Genomic DNA, 17147 nt, shown 5'->3' with positions numbered 1-17147 from the left:
GGCCACCGGTACGGTCGGCAGGAACAGGGAAGGTCAGGCCGACCATGCCTCGCGGGCGGCTTCGAAGTCGCCCGGCGTGGCCAGCGAACGGCCGTCGATGGCCTTGTCGATGCGCTTGACCAGGCCGGTCAGCACCTTGCCCGGGCCGCACTCGGCAACCTGGGTGATGCCACGGGCGGCCAGCGCCTGCACACAACCGGTCCACTGCACCGGCTGGTACAGCTGCTGCACCAGCGCGGTACGGATGGCATCAACGCCGTCATGCACCTTGGCATCGACGTTCTGCACCACCGGCAGCTGCGGCGCCTGCCAGGACAGCCCAGCCATCACTTCGGCCAGGCGGTTGGCGGCTTCGCGCATCAGCGGGGTGTGCGAGGGCACGCTGACGGCCAGCTTGACCGCCTTGCGCACGCCCTTTTCGGCCAGCAGCGCCAGCGCGCGGTCGACCGCCTCGGCGTCGCCACCGATCACGATCTGGCCCGGCGAATTGAAGTTGGCCGGCACCACCACCTGGCTGCCTGCGGCTTCGGCACAGACGTCCAGCACCAGCTGGTCTTCGGCACCGAGCACGGCGGCCATGGCGCCGACACCGGCCGGCGCGGCTTCCTGCATCAGCTGGCCGCGCAGGCGCACCAGATGGGCGCCGTCATGCAGGCTCAGCGCGCCGGAAGCGACAAGGGCGGTGTACTCGCCCAGGCTGTGGCCGGCCAGCACCGACGGGCGCGGACCGCCGACGGCGTTCCAGGCGCGCCACACGCCGATGCTCGCGGCCAGCAGGGCCGGCTGGGTGTATTCGGTACGGTTGAGCATTTCCTCCGGTCCGCCCTGGGACAGCGCCCACAGGTCGACACCGGCACCGTCGGATGCCTCGGTGAAGGCTTCACGCACCTGCGGGTGCAGTTCGGCCAGCTCGGCCACCATGCCCACAGACTGCGAGCCCTGGCCGGGGAAGACAAAAGCGAGGGTGGATACGGTCACGCGGTCATCCGCTTGCTGCAATCGAAGCGGGCCATGATAAGGGCGAATCCGCTGTGTCGTCTGTACGTGCGCGTATGCAGGCGTATGGAGCGCGGCCGGGCAGGCGCAACGGGGTCAGATCCCTTTTCCGCAGGAAAAGGGATCTGACCCCTGTCAGCCATCAGCAGAACAGCTGCAGCACGTCCAGATCGCCGTCGGCGAGGAAGTCCACGCACAGCCCCACCAGCATCAGCACGCCGGCGGTACTGGCGCCATGGGTGATGAAGATCGAATGGGCCAGCGCGCGCGCCGAACGGCCCAGCTTCATGCAGACCCGGGCCAGGCTGCGCAGGCGGCCACTGACGGCGTGCACGTGCTCGCGCACCGGCGCCTGAACCTCGCCCATCGCCTCGGCCATCATCGCCTGCAGCTGCTCGGGGCGGTCGGCGTAGTACTTGGCCACGCCGTAGCCGAACATCAGCCAGTCACGGGCCTGCGCTTCGGCCAGATCCATCACTTCCAGCGGATCTTCCTCGAAGTCGATGAAACCGACCTTTTCCCCATCCCAGGTGAGATTGCGCGGCAGCGGCTGGCCGAAGTAGGCGCCACGCGCGTGTGCCTCGGCCAGGGACTGCATCGCGGCCATCACCAGGCGGTCGCGCTGTGCGTCGTCGGCCTCGCGCAGGCAGGTATTGAACGAGCTGCCGTTGTCGCCGATCACCAGCGCGGCATGGCCGCTGCCCAGCACACCGGGCACGTTCACGCCCTGCGCCTGCAGTTCAGCCAGGCGACGGGCCTCGGTTTCGCGCGCGGCATCGCCGCCCCGGTGCGGTGGCGGGCGCAGGGCATCCAGATGAAAGCGGCGGGCGATGACATTGAGCAGGCCCAGGGCCAGTGCGCGGCTTCCCTTGCCGTACTGCTTCAGCCAGGCGCGCTGCCCTTCAATGACGATGGGCTCAACCATGACAGGACCTCCTAAACGCGTTACGGCCCCAGAGGGGCCGTAACGACAGACTTCACGTTGTCGTAACTTGCACTATCAATAGCGCAGCAGGGCCGAACCCCACGTGAAGCCGCCTCCGAAGGCTTCCAGCAGCAGCAGCTGGCCACGCTCGACCTTGCCCGAGCGCACCGCGGCGTCCAGCGCCAGCGGCACCGAACCGGACGAGGTGTTGCCGTGCTTGTCGACGGTCACCACCACCTGCTCCATCGACATGTCCAGGCGCTTGGCCGTGGCTTCGATGATGCGCAGGTTGGCCTGGTGCGGAATCAGCCAATCCAGGTCGGATTTGTCCAGGCCATTGGCGGCCAGGGTTTCGTCCACGACCGAGTCCAGCGCCTTGACGGCGTACTTGAACACGTCGTTGCCCTTCATGTTGATGGTGCCACCACCATTGGCGCCGCCCTTGAAGCCGGTCGAGACGCCTACCGGGTTCCACAGCAGTTCCTTCTTGCTGCCATCGGCATGCAGGTGGGTGCTGAGGATGCCGGTCTCTTCGTCGGCCTTGAGCACGACGGCGCCAGCGCCATCGCCGAACAGCACACAGGTGGTGCGATCGTTCCAGTCGACCATGCGGGTCAGCGTTTCGGTGCCGATCACCAGCACATGCTTGCAGTCGCCGGAACGGATGAACTTGTCGGCCACGCCCAACGCGAACACGAAGCCCGAGCAGGCGGCGTTGACGTCAAAGGCAGGGCACCCCGCAACACCGAGCTTGGCCTGGATCAGGCACGCGGTGGAGGGGAAAATGAGATCAGGCGTGGTCGTGCCGACCACGATCATGTCGAGCTGCGAAGCGTCGATGCCTGCCGCTTCAAGTGCGCGCAGCGCGGCCTGGTAGCCGAGATCGCTGGTGGTTTCGCCTTCGGCCGCGATGTGCCGTTCACGAATTCCGGTGCGCGACTGGATCCACTCATCCGAGGTTTCGACCATTTTTTCCAGGTCGGCGTTGGTCAGGACTTTTTCCGGCAAATAGCTACCGGTGCCCGCGATCCTCGAGTAGATCCGCTTGCTCATCATGTTTCCTGTTGCGCGGGCCGCCGATCACCGGCACGCCCGGGAAAGAAGGCAAAGGCCGCTGCCCGGAGGCAGCGGCCTTCCCGGCACATCAATCTTCTTCGACGGCCGAGGTCTTGGTCTGGATGACCTTCTTGCCGCGGTAGAAACCGTCAGCAGTGATGTGGTGACGCAGATGCACTTCGCCGGTGGTCGGGTCGGTCGACAGCTGCTTGGCGCTCAGGGCGTCATGCGAACGGCGCTGGCCGCGACGGGACGGGGTAACACGGGATTTCTGGACAGCCATGGGATTGCTCCAAACTCGGTTCGTTTTGCTTCGTCGTTTCGTCGCACAGGACGCCAGCGCCCAGCACACTTTTCGCTTTCGCCGCAGCCGCCGACGACAACCGGCTGCTATTGCTTCTTCAATGCCGCCAACGCCGCAAACGGGTTGGCCTTCTTCGTTTCTTCTTCGCTCGGCGCCCAGTCCTTGTCGACTGCTTCACCGTCGGGCGACAGCGGTACCACCGGCACCGCCAGCACCAATTCGTCCTCGACCAGATCCAGCGGCTTCAGCTGGCCATCTTCCGGCACCAGCAACGCCTCGTATTCCTCCGGCAGGGACGATTCCTCGTCCTCGTCGCGGATCAGGCCAAGCCTCTGGGTCACCTTCACCGGCAACAGGAATCGCTGCATGCTGCGCTGACAGATCAGCGGCAGCGCGGTATCGATGGTCAGTTCCACATAGGATACCCGCAAGACGTCGTCGCGACCGAATTCAAGCGAGTAGACACACTCGCCGTCGGTATCGGCGACCAACCCCTGCAGGCGGGTCAATTCAGCCAGGGAGACCTGGCCGTCGAAGCGCCTTCGCGCTACAACCATCCGCCAGGCATCCAGCGTTTCGGGCACGTTCGCGGACATAAGCCGCTGAATACTAAGGATCGGGGCGGCGACTGTCAAATGCCCGCCATACAGGGTCTTGCTGCGGGCACCAGCGACGGGCCAGACTGCCCCGCCCTGCCCCGGTATTGTCGCATGTCACTGGTCCTGGCCTCCACGTCCCGCTACCGCCGCGAGCTGCTGCAACGGCTGGGGCTGCCCTTTGACTGCGCGCGCCCGGAGGTGGACGAGACTCCGCTGCGCGGCGAGGCCCCGCAGGCCCTGGCCGTGCGCCTGGCCGCCGCCAAGGCCGCCGAGGTGGCCGCCCGCCATCCCGGCGCCTGGGTGATCGGCTCGGACCAGGTGGCGGACCTGAACGGACAGCCGCTGGGCAAGCCTGGGACGGTCGAGGCGGCCTGCGCGCAGCTGGCGGCGATGTCCGGGCAGACGGTACGCTTCCATACCGCCATCAGTCTCACCCGTGACGGAGAATCCCTGGCCGCGCTCGACATGACCGAGGTGCGCTTCCGCACGCTGGAACAGGCGGAGATCGCCCGCTACGTGGCCGCCGAACAACCGCTGGACTGCGCCGGCAGCTTCAAATGCGAAGGTCTGGGCATCAGCCTGTTCGAGGCGATCGACAACCGCGACCCGAGCGCGCTGATCGGCCTGCCGCTGATCGCGCTGTGCGGCTTGCTGCGCAAGGCCGGGTTCGCGGTGCCCTGAACGGTAGAGTCGAGCTTGCTCGACTGCTTTTTCGGCCTCTGCAACAAACGCAGTCGAGCAAGCTCGACTCTACAAAAGCGGACGCCTCAGCGAACCTCGAACGGCTGCTCCTGCCATTCTTCAACGCTGCCATCACGCCCGTGCAGGCGCAGGCCCAGCCAATGCCGGCCGGGTTGAAGCGTAGTGGTATCCAGCGCCGAATCGAAACCCACCGCCGGATGTTGCGGATCGGTGCTGTCCGGCCAGGTGTGACGGACGTCGAACACGCGTCCATAGCGCGCATCGCCGATGCGGCGGCCATCGACCAGGATCTCCACGCGCTCCAGCCCGACACCGTCCTTGAACGCCCATCCCTTGATCGCCAGCGTGCCGGACACCCGCTGGCCGTTGGCCGGCGAATCCAGCCACGCCATGGCCGGGGTGACGCAGGGGCCCGGCGCGCGCTGCGCAGGCAGGCGGAACAACAGGAAGCGCTGGAATCCATGATCGCTGCTGACCACACGCGGTGCAGGCAACGGCCCCACCTGCTCGCAGATGGCGTGGTAGCGCGCCAGCAGATCGCGATAGCGTTGATCGCTGGGTGACAGCACCAGCAGCATCGGTGCAGCACGCTGGCCATCGTGCAGCAGGTTCCACTGCGCCAACTGCGCGGTCCGCCCGTGCTTGTCGTTGAGCGGATGCGGCAGCACCTCGATGTCACCGGTACGCAGCTGGAAGCCCAGTTCGGCGCCCACCTTGAAGTTGCCCGCCAGGATGCGCGTGCCCTGCGGCATCTGCCGCAGTTCGTCGCGCACCGCCACGGCCAGCGGCTGCCAACCGGCGAAGTTGCGCGGGTAATACTTGCTGCCGGCCAGCTGCTCGCGCAGCGCCGGGGTCGACGCCATCAGGTAGTAGCCGAAGGCCAGCACCGCGCCGGCCGCTGCCAGCCACCACCCGGCGCGGCGCAACCAGCGCGGCCAGCCGTTGAGCACCACCGGCACCGCCACCAGCAGTGCCAGGTAGCCCGGCAGCGGCCAGTGGAAGCTGATCCGTTCGACATCGGTGAAGAAGCCGAGCACGAAGATGCCCAGCGTCGACACGCCGCCGACCAGGCCGAAGTAACGCCACTGCACTCGTGCGCCGCCACCGCTGCGGGTACCGGCCAGCGCCACCTTCCACATCGCGATGCACAGGATCGGCGTCACCAGCATCGGCTGGATCACCAGGAACCACAGCCCGTTCCACTCGAAAGCCCAGGGATGGCGCTCGACCACCTGGAACTTCAGGCCGGCATCGTGGTTGTCCGCATTCCACGCCAGCAGCGGCAGCCACGCCAGCACGCCCACCGCCAGCGCCACCCAGACGCGCGGGTCGGCCAGCATGCGCCGGCCCTGCGGCAGCGCCAGCAAGGCGATGAAGCCAACGCCGATGACACCGATGAAACGGTAGTGGCTGAGCGCACCGATCAGCAGGCCCAGTGCCAGCTTCATCGCCGAGGACGCATCCACGTTGTGCAGCAGGCGTGCGCCGGCACTCAGGCAGATCACCGCCGCCAGCGCCATCGGCACATCCGGCACCGCCAGCAGGCCCAGCGTGGCCGACAGCGGCATCAACAAGGTCAGGCTGCCGGCCTGCCAGCCGGCGACGTTGCCGAACCAGCGCGTGGCAATGCGTACCACCAGCAGCGGCAGCAGCGCGCCGATGGCCAGGAACGGAAGCCGCAACCCGAGCACGTGCCCGCCACCGATCTCCACGCCCAGCCGCGCCAGCCATGCGGTCAACCCGGGCAGATCGGAATAGGCGGCGGCCAGGTGCTGGCCTTCCTGCCAATAGAACGCTTCATCGACAAAAAGCGGCAGGCGCGCAGCCACCACCAGCTTGGCCGCTGTGACCAGCGTCCATAACCAGAGAAATATCGTTCGTGCGCGCTGTTCGCCTTGCATTGCTCTATGGATAATCGATGGATTCCAGACGTGAGACGATCATGCCAGCTTCGTCCCCCAATCCCAGCATGCTAACCGATCAACTGCGCCAGGCCCTGCGGGAGGCACAGGATCAGGTGAACGCACTGGTGCTGGGCAAGGTGCCGGAAGTCAGGCTGGCCTTTGTCGCCCTGCTCTCCGGCGGCCACCTGCTCATCGAGGATCTGCCTGGTCTGGGCAAGACCACACTGGCGCACGCGCTGGCCAGCAGCCTGGGCCTGGGCTTCCAGCGTGTGCAGTTCACCTCCGATCTGCTGCCGGCCGATGTGCTTGGCGTATCGGTGTACGAGGCCGGCAGTCGCCAGTTCCAGTTTCATCCCGGCCCGGTGTTCACCCATGTGCTGCTGGCCGACGAGATCAACCGCGCTCCGCCACGCACTCAGAGCGCCCTGCTGGAGGCCATGGCCGAACAGCAGGTCACGCTGGACGGACAGACCCATTCGCTGCCCGATCCGTTCTTCGTGATCGCCACCCAGAACCCGGTTGATCTGTCCGGCACGTTCCCGTTGCCGGACTCGCAGCTGGACCGTTTCCTGCTGCGCCTGGCGATGGGCTATCCCAGCGCACAGGCCGAACGCGAACTGCTGCGGGGTACCGATCGTCGCGACCTGATCGCGCGTGCGGTGCCGAAGCTGGATGACCGTCAGGTGCGTGCGCTGCGCGAGGCGGTCGGCCAGGTGCATGCCAGCGACGCGCTGATCGACTACGTGCAGGCACTGCTGACCCGCAGCCGCCAGCACGCCGGCGTACGCGTGGGCCTGTCGCCGCGCGCCGGCCTGGCGCTGCTGCGCGCGGCGCGGGCGCACGCGCTGCTGCTCGGCCGCAACCACGTGGTCCCCGAGGATGTGCAGACCCTGTTCGTGGCGGTGGCCGGGCATCGGCTGGTTGCCGAGGCCGAATCCAGTTCGGGACCGGCCATGGCGCGGGCGATCCTGCAGACCGTCGCGGTGGATTGAACATGGCCTCGCGTTGGGCACGCCTCCAGCTGCTGGCCCGCCCACGCAGTCCCGAAGCCCTGCCGCAGCGGCTGGACCGCCACCGCATCTATGTACTGCCCACCCGCTTCGGCCTGTTCGTCGCCGGCGTGTTGGCGGCGATGCTGCTGGGCGCATTGAACTACAACAACAACCCGGCCCTGTTGCTGGCGCTGTTGTTGGCCGCTGCGGCCATCGCCAGCGCCATCGCCGCGCACCTGCAGCTGTCCGGTGTGCAGGTCGATGCGATCGCCGCCGAACCGGTGCCGGCCGGCCAGCCGTTGCGCCTGCGGGTGGACCTGTCGCTGCGTGATCCGCGCCCACGGCATGGGCTGCATCTGCAACTGGGCGACAGCCAGGCCTGGGCATCGCTGCCGGCGCACGGCCGCTGCGAGGTGGAACTGGATGTCCGCAGCGAGCGACGCGGCTGGCTGGAACTGCCGCGCATCCGCCTGTCCACCACCCAGCCGCTGGGGCTGGTGCGGGCGTGGTCGTGGGTGTGGCCGGAACAACCGCTGCTGGTCCATCCGCTGGCCGAAGCGATGGCACCGGCGCTACCCGAAAGTGGCAACGACCCGCTGCACACCCGCGCCCACGCCAGCGGTGAAGAACTGCACCAGCTGCGCGCCTACCGCACCGGCGATGCGCCGCGCAGCATTTCCTGGAAGCACTCGGCGCGGCGTGACAGCCTGCTGGTGCGTGAGTATGAGAAGCCCATCGGCATCGACGTGGTGCTGGACTGGCACACGCTGGCGCCACTGGGCGGCGAAGCACGCATCGCGCGGTTGGCACGCTGGGTCGACAGTGCCGAGCGCGAAGGACGCCGCTACACGCTGCTGCTGCCGGCACATCCGCCCTTCGGGCCCGGCCAGGGCGCCAGCCACCATCAGCTGTGCCTGCGAGCACTGGCCCTGATGCCCCATGACTGACACCGCCATCGAACTTGATCGCGCCACGCGCAACGCAACCCTGGCCAGTGCCGCGCTGGCCCTGTTGCCGCTGCTGCTGCAGCTGCCGCCGGTACTGGCGACGTTGATCGCCGTGGCCGCCCTGCTGACCGCCGCGCTGTCGTGGCGGCGCGTGCTGCCGATGCCGCTGCGCCTGCTGCTGGTGCTGGGCATGCTTGCGGCGATCGTGTGGCAGATGGGCCTGGTGCGACCCGGACGCGATACCGGCTGTGCGCTGCTGGCGGCGATGCTGGCCATCAAATCCAGTGAACTGCGCAGCCTGCGCGATGCCCGCAGCCTGCTCGGATTCGCCCTGTTCTCGCCCTTTGCCGCATTCCTGCTCGACCAGGGGCCGCTGACGACCACCCTGGCCGCGCTGGCCGGGGTCAGCGCGCTGCTGGCACTGCAACGACTTGCACAGGATGAGGGCCACGCCGGCCGCCTGCCGCTGCGTGGCCAACTGCGGGGTGTCGGCCGCCTGCTGGCGATCGGCCTGCCGCTGGCACTGGCCTGCTTCTGGCTGTTCCCGCGGCTGGCCACCCCGCTCTGGGGCGTGCCCGAGCGCGCGGTGGGGACACCGGGGCTGTCCGACAGCATGGAGCCGGGCCAGTGGCTGGACCTGATGTCCGATGACACACCGGCACTGCGCGTGCAGTTCTTCGGCGCGACGCCCGAACCGGCACAGCGTTATTGGCGTGGCCCGGTGCTGACCGCCTTCGATGGCCGGCGCTGGACCCGGGACCGTGCCAGCGCGCGACGGCCGGCGCCGCAGGTGGAGGCCGCGGCCAGCGGATGGGACTACCAGATCGACTACGAGCCGACCGACCGCCGCCAGCTGGTGGCGCTGGACCTGCCCAGCCAGGCGCCGGCCGGCAGCCAGCTCGATGCCGACATGAGCCTGGGCAGCGAACGCCCGCTCACCTCGCTCAGCCGCTGGCGCCTGCACTCGGCGCCGGTGCAGCGCTTCGACACCAGCCTGTCGCCCTACCTGCGCCGCGCCACCCTGCAGCTGCCTGCCGGCTTCAACCCGCGCACGGCGAGCTTGGCCCGGCAGTGGCGGCAGCAGGCCGGCGCCGACGATGAAGCTCTCGTGCGCCGCGCACTGCAATGGATCAGCACCGACTTCTCCTACACGCTGGATACGCCGCCGGCCGGCCGCGACCCGGTGGACGAGTTCCTGTTCGATCAGAAGGCCGGCTTCTGTGAACACTTCAGCTCCTCTTTCGTGGTGCTGATGCGCAATGCCGGCATTCCCGCGCGCGTGGTGACCGGCTTTGCCGGTGGCACCCGCAACCCGATCGGCGACTACTGGGTGGTGCGCCGGATGGATGCGCACGCCTGGGCCGAAGTGTGGCTGCCGCAGCGCGGCTGGGTGCGCATCGACCCGACCGCTGCGGTGGCGCCGGAGCGCATCCTCGATACGCTCGATGACCGCCTGCTGGCCGCCGCCGATACCCCGCTGCAGCAGCGCTGGCTGCAACTGGGCCAGGTGGGCGACTGGCTGCGCCGCGGCTGGAACGACCTGGTGCTGTCCTTCGACGCCCAGCGCCAGCAGCAACTGCTCAAGCCTTTGGGCCTGGACGATCTGGCGCCTGCCCAGCTGCTGGCCGGCTTTGTGATCGCCGCGTTGATGGCGCTGGCCTGGATGGCCTGGCTGCTGGCCCGGGGCGAACGCGAGCGCGACCCGCTGCTGCGCGCCTGGCACCGTCTGGGCCGTCGCTACGCCCGCTTCGGGCTGGCCCGGGAGCCGCACGAAACCGCGCACGACTGGGCGCAGCGGGTGCATGCCGCGCGGCCCGATCCGGCCCTGCTCGCACTCAGCCAGCGTTTCGCTGACGCGCGTTACGCTGGAACTTGCACCGACCTCGCTTCATTATTGCGGGACCTGCGCAGGCATCGCCCGACTTCCGGAGCCTCCCCATGAACACCAAGTTCCTTCTCACCGCTGTGGCCACGCTGGCCCTGTCGGCCTGCGCCACGGCCCCCAAGCCGCTGCAGGGACAGTTCAGCCTGGTTTCCCCCCGCGACTCGGTCGCTACCCAGCAGGTCGGCACGCCGGTCCGGTGGGGTGGCCGCATCATTGAAACCAAGCCCGGCCAGGGCGAGACCTGCTTCCAGATGATCTCGCGCCCGCTCAACGCCAGCGGCCGCCCGAACACCACCTCCTCCGATGCCAGCGATGGCCGCTTCATTGCCTGCCGCGCCGGCTTCTACGACCCGGCCGTGTTCGAGGCAGGTCGTGACGTGACCTTCATCGGCAAGATCGATGGCTACCAGAACACCCGCATCGGCGACTACGACTATCGCCTGCCGAAGCTCTCGGCCGATGTGATCTACCTGTGGCCGGAACAGCGCCAGGTCGATGTGGTGCCCTACCCCTACGGCCCGTGGGGCCCGGGCCCGTATGGCCCGTACTGGGGCGGCTACGGCCGTTGGGGCTGGTGGTGATCGCCACGCGCCACGCTTGACGGAAAAGGCCGCCTTCGGGCGGCCTTTTTTTTCATCCGCGCATGGCGTGGATCTACTGGACGGATGCCGGGCGCATCACCGCCCCGGCGTACCGAAATGCCCCAGCGGCGCACCGGCCAGCAGGTGCATGTGGATGTGGAACACGGTCTGCCCGGCGTCCTCGCGGCAGTTCATCACGATGCGGTAGCCGTCCTGCGCGAAGCCTTCGCGCCGTGCATATTCGGCCGCAGCCAGCGCCAGCTTGCCGATCAGGTGCGCCTGCGACGGCTGCAGGTCATCCAGGGTCGGGATGATCTCGTTCTTCGGAATGAACAACACATGCACCGGTGCCTGCGGCGCGATGTCCTTGAAGCCCAGCACCTCATCGTCCTCATAGACGATGCTGGCCGGGATCTCGCGGCGGATGATCTTGCTGAAGAGGGTTTCGGTGCTCATGGTCGGCCTAGGCGGAGATGTCATCGGCATTGTAGGCCGCCCGCGCCGGGCAATGCCCGGCCTGCACTCAATCGCGGAACTCGCTGCGCGTTCCGAACGCGTGCGACAGCGTGCCGCGGTCGACGTACTCCAGCTCACCGCCCAGTGGCAGCCCCTGGGCCAGGCGGCTGGGTTGCACCTTGCGCGCCCGTGCCAGCTGCGCCAGGTAATGCGCCGTCGCCTCGCCCTCGACCGTGGCACTGGTGGCGATGATCAGCTCCTGCACCTCGCCTTCGGCCAGGCGTTGCTCCAGCTGCTCCAGACCCAGCTCTCGCGGCCCGATACCATCGAGCGGCGACAGCCTGCCCTGCAGCACGAAGTACACACCGCGGAAGCCGGTAGCATTCTCGATGGCCAGCCGGTCAGCCGGTGATTCGACCACGCACAACTGGCTGCGCTCACGGCTGCTGTTGGCGCAGGTAGGGCACAGATCGGTTTCACTGAAGTCGCGGCACTGCGCGCAATGACCAATGCGTTCCACCGCCAGCGCCAGCGTTTCGGCCAGGCGCTGTCCACCTTCGCGCTCACGTTCGAGCAGGTGGTAGGCCATGCGCTGGGCGGTCTTCTGGCCAACGCCAGGCAGCACCCGCAGCGCATCGATCAGTTGTTCAAGCAGGGGTGCGGACACGGCGGCATGCTTTGTAGAGTCGAGCCATGCTCGACTGAAGGGCTTGGTAGCGTCGAGCTCGCTCGACTGCTTCATGCATGAAGTCGAGCAGGCTCGACGCTACCCTCGATCAGAACGGCAGCTTCATGCCCGGCGGCAGCTGCATGCCGGCGGTGGCCGAGCCCATCTTCGACTTCGACTCGGCATCGATCTTGTTCGAGGCGTCGTTGAAGGCGGCGGCGATCAGGTCTTCCAGCATTTCCGGATCGCTGGTCAGCGATGGATCGATGCGCACCTTGCGGCACTCCTTGGCGCCGGTCAGGGTCACGCTGACCATGCCGCCACCGGCACTGCCGGTCACTTCGATCTTGGCGATTTCTTCCTGGGCCTTCTGCAGGTTCTCCTGCATCTTCTGGGCCTGCTGCATCAGTTGGGCGATGTTTCCGCGCATGGTGTCTTACTCGTCAAAAGAACGGATGGAATCGGAAACGACCCGCGCACCGTGCTGTTGGATCAGCACCTGCACTTCCGGGTCGTCCATGAAAACAGCCTCTGCCAGCTGCTGCCGCTCGCCACGCTGGCGGTCGGCACGCTGGTGCAGGGTCTCGGCCGGAACGTGCTCGGTCTCCACGGTCTCGACCACGATCTTCGGCGCCTGGCCGAGCGCCTTGGCCAGCATCTCGCCCAGGGCGCTCAGCGCGCGCTCCGAACGCAGGTATTCAAATCCGGGCGAAAGGCCCAGTTTCAAGGTCCCGTGCTGGCAGCTGATGAACGCGGCGTTGGCGGCCAGCTGCCGTGACGGGCCGCTCAGGCCGCTGTTGGCCACCAGGTCCAGCCAGTCTTCGGCCGTGGCCAGCTCGCTGACATCTTCCTGCGGCGCGGTCTCGAGCATCGCGACGGGCTCGGCTGGCGCGATGGCAATGCCTTCGGCGCGGAACGAACGCCCCGGCTCGGCTGGCACTGCTTCAGCAGGCGCGACGGCCGGAGCCGGCGGCTTGTGCCAGGGCGCGACCATGGCCGCATCCGGGCCCGCCATCTCGGCCGCCAGCGCCGCATCACGGGCCTCGGCTTCGTCGGTGGCCCACGGCGGCAGATCATCGGCCGCCCCAGCGTCAGCGGTGGCCGTCGGCAGCGCGGCCTCCGCCTTCAGCGGCGGCGGCGACACGGGCTCTTCCACCGGAACCGGCTCCGGCTCGGGGTCCGGTGTCGGCTCCGGTTGCGGGGCCGGCTCAGGTTCGGGTTCAGGCTCACGCGGCGCAGCCTGTACCGGCGCGGGCGTCTGCGCTGCGGCCGAGGCGCCAGCGGCGGCCGGCGCCGCTTCGGGGGCAGCTGCGCCACCACCGGCAGCAGTGCCGCCCTGCACGCCACCGCCAGCAGCATCGACCGACGTCGGCACCGGCGGCACCGCTGCGGCCGGACGGAACGCCAGCATGCGCAGCACGGCCATTTCAAAGCCCGCGCGCGGGCTCGGCGCCAGCGGCAGGTCACGACGGCCATTGAGCGCCATCTGGTACCAGAGCTGCACCACTTCCGGGCGCAGGCGCTCGGCGAATGCAGCCGCATCCAGACCTTCCGCAGTCGCGGCACCGGGCACCAGCTGCTGCACCTGGATGCGGTGCAGGCCTTCGGCCAGCGCTTCCAGCACGCCACTCCAATCCGGCGAGAACTCGGCCAACGCGGCCACTACCTGCAGCAGGCGCGGGCCATCGCCCTCGGCCAGCGCATCGAGCATGGCCGTCACCTGGGTGCGATCGACCGTGCCCAGCATGGTCCGCACCACGTCCTCGCGCAGTGCACCACCGGCGTAGGCGATGGCCTGGTCGAGCAGCGACAGCCCATCACGCAGGCTGCCGTCGGCGGCCTTGGCCAGCTGCACGATGGCACTGCCGTCGGCCTCGATCTCCTCGGCGGCCAGGATGCGGGTCATCTGGCCCTGGATCTGGTCTTCGTCCAGGCGCTTGAGGTTGAACTGCAGACAGCGGCTGAGCACGGTGACCGGCAGCTTCTGCGGGTCAGTGGTAGCCAGCAGGAACTTCACATGTTCCGGCGGCTCTTCCAGCGTCTTCAGCAGCGCGTTGAACGCCGCCTTGGACAGCATGTGCACTTCGTCGATCAGGTAGACCTTGTACTTGCCGCGCGAGGGCATGTACTGCGCGTTCTCGATCACCTCGCGTACGTCGTCCACACCGGTGTTCGACGCGGCGTCGATTTCCAGCAGGTCGATGTAGCGGCCGGCGTCGATGTCCAGGCAGGCCGCGCACTGGCCGCACGGGTCGGCGCTGGTGCCCTGTTCGCAGTTCAGCGACTTGGCGAAGATGCGCGCGATGGTGGTCTTGCCCACACCGCGGGTGCCGGTGAACAGGAACGCGTGGTGGACCCGGCCGCTGTCGAGCGCGTTGCTGAGCGCCCGGACCACGTGTTCCTGGCCCACCAGCTCGGCAAAACGCTTCGGACGCCACTTGCGGGCAAGGACGAGATAGGACATCAGGCCACCGTTTTCCATCGGATGTTCCATTGTGCCATGCCTGTCCAGCCCCCTCGCCTTCAACGCCCCGGGATGCATCCCTGATCGGGGTGCTTGTGTCCTGCCGCGCCGCCCGCTAGAATCTGCGCCCCTGCTGAGGCGTTTGCCGATGGCAGGGATCCGGAGAGGTGTCCGAGTGGTTGAAGGAGCACGCCTGGAAAGTGTGTAAGCGTCTAAACCGCGCTTCGGGGGTTCGAATCCCCCTCTCTCCGCCAGATAAATAAAAAAGGCCGCCCTTCGGGTGGCCTTTTTTATTTATCTGGCGCGGGACGCGAAACGCGCTGCGCGCGCTTCGCCCCAAACGTTGCTGCGCAACCTTTGGGCCCCTCCCTTTGCCTGCCTCTCCCCGCCCCTGTCGGGGCAGCCCCTCAACAGAGGGGCTTGTTCCCCCAGACCGATCCGTAGATCCACGCCATGCGTGGATGGCGCGCCACCGGATGCCCCTGATCTGGCAGACGCCTTTTCCTGTTTATCTGGCGCGGGACGCGAAACGCGCTGCGCGCGCTTCGCCCCAAACGTTGCTGCGCAACCTTTGGGCCCCTCCCTTTGCCTGCCTCTCCCCGCCCCTGTCGGGGCAGCCCCTCAACAAAGGGGCTTGTTCCTCCAGACCGATCCGTAGATCCACGCCATGCGTGGATGGCGCGCCACCGGATGCCCCCGATCTGGCAGACGCCTTTTCCTGTTTATCTGGCGCGGGACGCGAAACGCGCTGCGCGCGCTTCGCCCCAAACGTTGCTGCGCAACGATTGGGCCCCTCCCTTTGCCTGCCTCTCCCCGCCCCTGTCGGGGCAGCCCCTCAACAAAGGGGCTTGTTCCTCCAGACCGATCCGTAGATCCACGCCATGCGTGGATGCGCCTGGACACCTTCCACACTCTCGCGCCCCCCTCAAACAAAACTGAACGAACCCTGAAAATTCGCTATCGTAGGCGCCTTCAATCCGACGCGTCGCCCATCGCCCATGAGCTCGACTGACAGCGCGCACGCCGCCTGCGAGAACTGCAACACTGCCCTGCAGGGCCACTACTGCCATCGCTGCGGGCAATCGGCGCACAACCCGCTCAAGCACGTGGGCCATGCCATCGAGGAAGTGTTCGAATCGTTCTGGCATCTGGATGGACGCATCTTCCGCACGCTGCGCGATCTGTGGATGCCCGGCCGCATCGCGCTGAACTACCTCAACGGCCGCCGGGTCGGCTACGTACAGCCGCTGCGCCTGTTTGTGATCCTCACGCTGTTCACCTTCTTCATCGGCAAGCTGTTCGTGCATGTCGACGATTTCGGCATCAGCAGCGGCGGTGGCCGCGACGCCCTGTTTGCCCGCGCCACGACCGTCGAACAGGTTGATGCGCTGCGCGCAGAGCAGATCACCCTGCTCGAACGGCAGCAGGCCGACGCGGCCACGGCTGGCCCGGCCGCCTTCGCCATGGCCAGGGCAGCGCTGAACGCCGCGGCGGCTCAACGCCGGGCCGAGCTGACCGGCGGGCAGCAGGATGCCGGCAGCGAGGACACCGCCTCCGGCGGGGGTTCGTTCTTCAGCCACACCGTCAACGGCAAACCGTGGGACGCCGACCGCAATCCGATCGTCATTGCCGGTTGGCCACAGTTCGCCAACCAGTGGCTCAACAAGCGCCTGCAGAACGGCAACGCCAACATCCAGCGCATGGGCGGCAAGACCGATCTGTACATGCAGGCGATCCTGACCGCGCTGCCCGGCGCGCTGTTCTTCCTGATGCCGGTCTTCGCACTGGTCCTGCGCGTGGCCTACGTCCCACGTGCGATGGGCTATCTCGAGCACCTAGTGGTGGCACTGTACAGCCACTGCTGGCTGATGATGGTGCTGCTGGCCACCTTCCTCATCGCCGGCCTGGGCACGGCTTTCGCCTCGCCCACGTTCTCGGCGGTCAGCTCGTGGCTGTACGCGCTGCTGTGGCTGGCCGTTCCCATCTATCTGCTGTGGATGCAGCAACGCGTCTATGGCGGCAACAAGGTGCTGACCCTCGCGCGCTATCTCATCATCGGTGGCATCTACCTGTGCCTGGTGAGTTTCGTGGTGATGTACGCAACGCTGGCCGGTATCTCGGCGTAAGCAGGAACAAGCAAGGCATCCAGGCAGTGAATCCACGCGTGGCGTGGATCTACCGCCGATCGTCTATCGTGAGCGCATGACACTCCGACTCTACCGGCACACGGATGCCAACGCCTGCCTGTCGATCTTCGAAGGCAACGTGCCCACGTATTTCGCGCCCGAAGAGCGCAGTGATTTCGAACGCTTCCTGCGTGAGCAGGCGATGGCCTGCGCGTTCCAGGTCATCGAACGCGATGGCCGCATCGTGGCCTGTGGCGGGCTCTCGCGCCGCGACGATGGCAGTGCCGGCTTCTGCTGGGGCATGGTCGAGCGCGCGCTGCACCGGCACGGCATCGGCCGCGAACTGGCCCGGGCGCGCCTGCACCAGGCCCAAGCGGATCGGTCGATCACCCGCATCACGCTCAGCACCAGCCAGCACACCCAGGGGTTCTACGCCGGCCTCGGCTTCCAGGTGACGCGGGTGGTAGCCGATGGCCACGGCGCAGGCATTGACGCCGTGGAGATGGAGCGGAGGGTATAGCCCTCCGCCCCGGCCCGGATCCA

At 67.6% G+C, this 17147-nt stretch carries 17 protein-coding genes and 1 tRNA gene; 8 read left to right on the top strand and 10 right to left on the bottom strand.

Features of this window, described 5'->3' with window-relative positions; all coding sequences use genetic code 11:
* Window positions 1-33: 33 nt before the first annotated feature.
* The 5 genes from fabD to C9412_RS01655 all read right to left on the bottom strand — a co-directional run bounded on the left by fabD (window position 34) and on the right by C9412_RS01655 (window position 3877).
* Window positions 34-978, bottom strand: coding sequence for an ACP S-malonyltransferase (gene fabD / locus C9412_RS01675; RefSeq protein ID WP_107230416.1), 945 nt, complete (start codon window positions 976-978; stop codon window positions 34-36).
* Between the two features lie 160 nt (window positions 979-1138).
* Window positions 1139-1921 carry a serine/threonine protein phosphatase gene (locus C9412_RS01670; RefSeq protein ID WP_107230028.1) on the bottom strand — a complete coding sequence of 261 codons (783 nt, stop codon included), beginning with the start codon at window positions 1919-1921 and terminating at the stop codon, window positions 1139-1141.
* Between the two features lie 75 nt (window positions 1922-1996).
* Window positions 1997-2974, bottom strand: coding sequence for a beta-ketoacyl-ACP synthase III (locus C9412_RS01665; protein WP_107230027.1), 978 nt, complete (start codon window positions 2972-2974; stop codon window positions 1997-1999).
* Window positions 2975-3065: 91 nt separating this feature from the next.
* Complete coding sequence (gene rpmF / locus C9412_RS01660) at window positions 3066-3260, bottom strand: 50S ribosomal protein L32 (RefSeq protein ID WP_005408308.1); 195 nt, start codon at window positions 3258-3260, stop codon at window positions 3066-3068.
* A gap of 107 nt (window positions 3261-3367) precedes the next feature.
* The gene (locus C9412_RS01655) at window positions 3368-3877 is read right to left on the bottom strand and encodes a YceD family protein (RefSeq protein ID WP_107230026.1); all 510 of its coding nucleotides are present in this window, start codon (window positions 3875-3877) and stop codon (window positions 3368-3370) included.
* A gap of 114 nt (window positions 3878-3991) precedes the next feature.
* Here C9412_RS01655 and C9412_RS01650 point away from each other — a divergent pair, with 114 nt between their 5' ends.
* Window positions 3992-4561, top strand: coding sequence for a Maf family nucleotide pyrophosphatase (locus tag C9412_RS01650; RefSeq protein ID WP_107230025.1), 570 nt, complete (start codon window positions 3992-3994; stop codon window positions 4559-4561).
* Window positions 4562-4647: 86 nt separating this feature from the next.
* Here the strand turns inward: C9412_RS01650 and C9412_RS01645 are convergent, their stop codons facing one another.
* Window positions 4648-6483: a glycosyltransferase family 39 protein gene (locus C9412_RS01645; RefSeq protein WP_107230024.1), complete on the bottom strand. Its 1836-nt coding sequence runs from the start codon at window positions 6481-6483 to the stop codon at window positions 4648-4650.
* Between the two features lie 41 nt (window positions 6484-6524).
* Between C9412_RS01645 and C9412_RS01640 the strand changes: the two genes are divergently transcribed.
* From C9412_RS01640 to C9412_RS01625, 4 genes are read left to right on the top strand one after another with little or no spacing between them, the layout of a single operon-like run.
* Window positions 6525-7478, top strand: coding sequence for an AAA family ATPase (locus tag C9412_RS01640; protein ID WP_107230415.1), 954 nt, complete (start codon window positions 6525-6527; stop codon window positions 7476-7478).
* 2 nt (window positions 7479-7480) lie between these two features.
* On the top strand, window positions 7481-8425 hold the full coding sequence (locus tag C9412_RS01635; protein WP_107230023.1) for a DUF58 domain-containing protein: 945 nt from the start codon (window positions 7481-7483) through the stop codon (window positions 8423-8425).
* On the top strand, window positions 8418-10367 hold the full coding sequence (locus C9412_RS01630) for a DUF3488 and transglutaminase-like domain-containing protein (protein WP_107230022.1): 1950 nt from the start codon (window positions 8418-8420) through the stop codon (window positions 10365-10367). The genes C9412_RS01635 and C9412_RS01630 overlap by 8 nt, the downstream gene beginning before the upstream one ends.
* Complete coding sequence (locus C9412_RS01625; RefSeq protein ID WP_008265847.1) at window positions 10364-10891, top strand: Slp family lipoprotein; 528 nt, start codon at window positions 10364-10366, stop codon at window positions 10889-10891. The genes C9412_RS01630 and C9412_RS01625 overlap by 4 nt, the downstream gene beginning before the upstream one ends.
* Window positions 10892-10987: 96 nt before the next feature.
* Here the strand turns inward: C9412_RS01625 and C9412_RS01620 are convergent, their stop codons facing one another.
* From C9412_RS01620 to dnaX, 4 genes are all read right to left on the bottom strand, one after another.
* Window positions 10988-11347: a histidine triad nucleotide-binding protein gene (locus C9412_RS01620; RefSeq protein ID WP_107230021.1), complete on the bottom strand. Its 360-nt coding sequence runs from the start codon at window positions 11345-11347 to the stop codon at window positions 10988-10990.
* A 67-nt stretch (window positions 11348-11414) separates the two neighbouring features.
* The gene (gene recR, locus C9412_RS01615) at window positions 11415-12014 is read right to left on the bottom strand and encodes a recombination mediator RecR (protein WP_107230020.1); all 600 of its coding nucleotides are present in this window, start codon (window positions 12012-12014) and stop codon (window positions 11415-11417) included.
* A 109-nt stretch (window positions 12015-12123) separates the two neighbouring features.
* A complete protein-coding gene (locus C9412_RS01610; RefSeq protein ID WP_005408298.1) occupies window positions 12124-12444 on the bottom strand; it encodes a YbaB/EbfC family nucleoid-associated protein in 321 nt (106 codons plus the stop codon).
* Window positions 12445-12450: 6 nt separating this feature from the next.
* Window positions 12451-14496, bottom strand: a complete 2046-nt coding sequence (dnaX, locus tag C9412_RS01605; RefSeq protein ID WP_107230019.1) for a DNA polymerase III subunit gamma/tau — start codon at window positions 14494-14496, stop codon at window positions 12451-12453.
* A 143-nt stretch (window positions 14497-14639) separates the two neighbouring features.
* Here dnaX and C9412_RS01600 point away from each other — a divergent pair.
* From C9412_RS01600 to C9412_RS01590, 3 genes are all read left to right on the top strand, one after another.
* Window positions 14640-14732: transfer RNA gene (locus C9412_RS01600), tRNA-Ser, on the top strand.
* 744 nt (window positions 14733-15476) lie between these two features.
* A complete protein-coding gene (locus C9412_RS01595; RefSeq protein WP_107230018.1) occupies window positions 15477-16604 on the top strand; it encodes a DUF3667 domain-containing protein in 1128 nt (375 codons plus the stop codon).
* A gap of 76 nt (window positions 16605-16680) precedes the next feature.
* The gene (locus C9412_RS01590; protein WP_107230017.1) at window positions 16681-17124 is read left to right on the top strand and encodes a GNAT family N-acetyltransferase; all 444 of its coding nucleotides are present in this window, start codon (window positions 16681-16683) and stop codon (window positions 17122-17124) included.
* The last annotated feature ends 23 nt before the right edge of the window (window positions 17125-17147 follow it).

Source organism: Stenotrophomonas sp. Nf1, from assembly GCF_003028475.1.
GTDB lineage: Bacteria > Pseudomonadota > Gammaproteobacteria > Xanthomonadales > Xanthomonadaceae > Stenotrophomonas.
The sequence above is the reverse complement of the archived record's forward strand: the minus strand, read 5'-3'. Positions and strand labels throughout refer to the sequence as shown.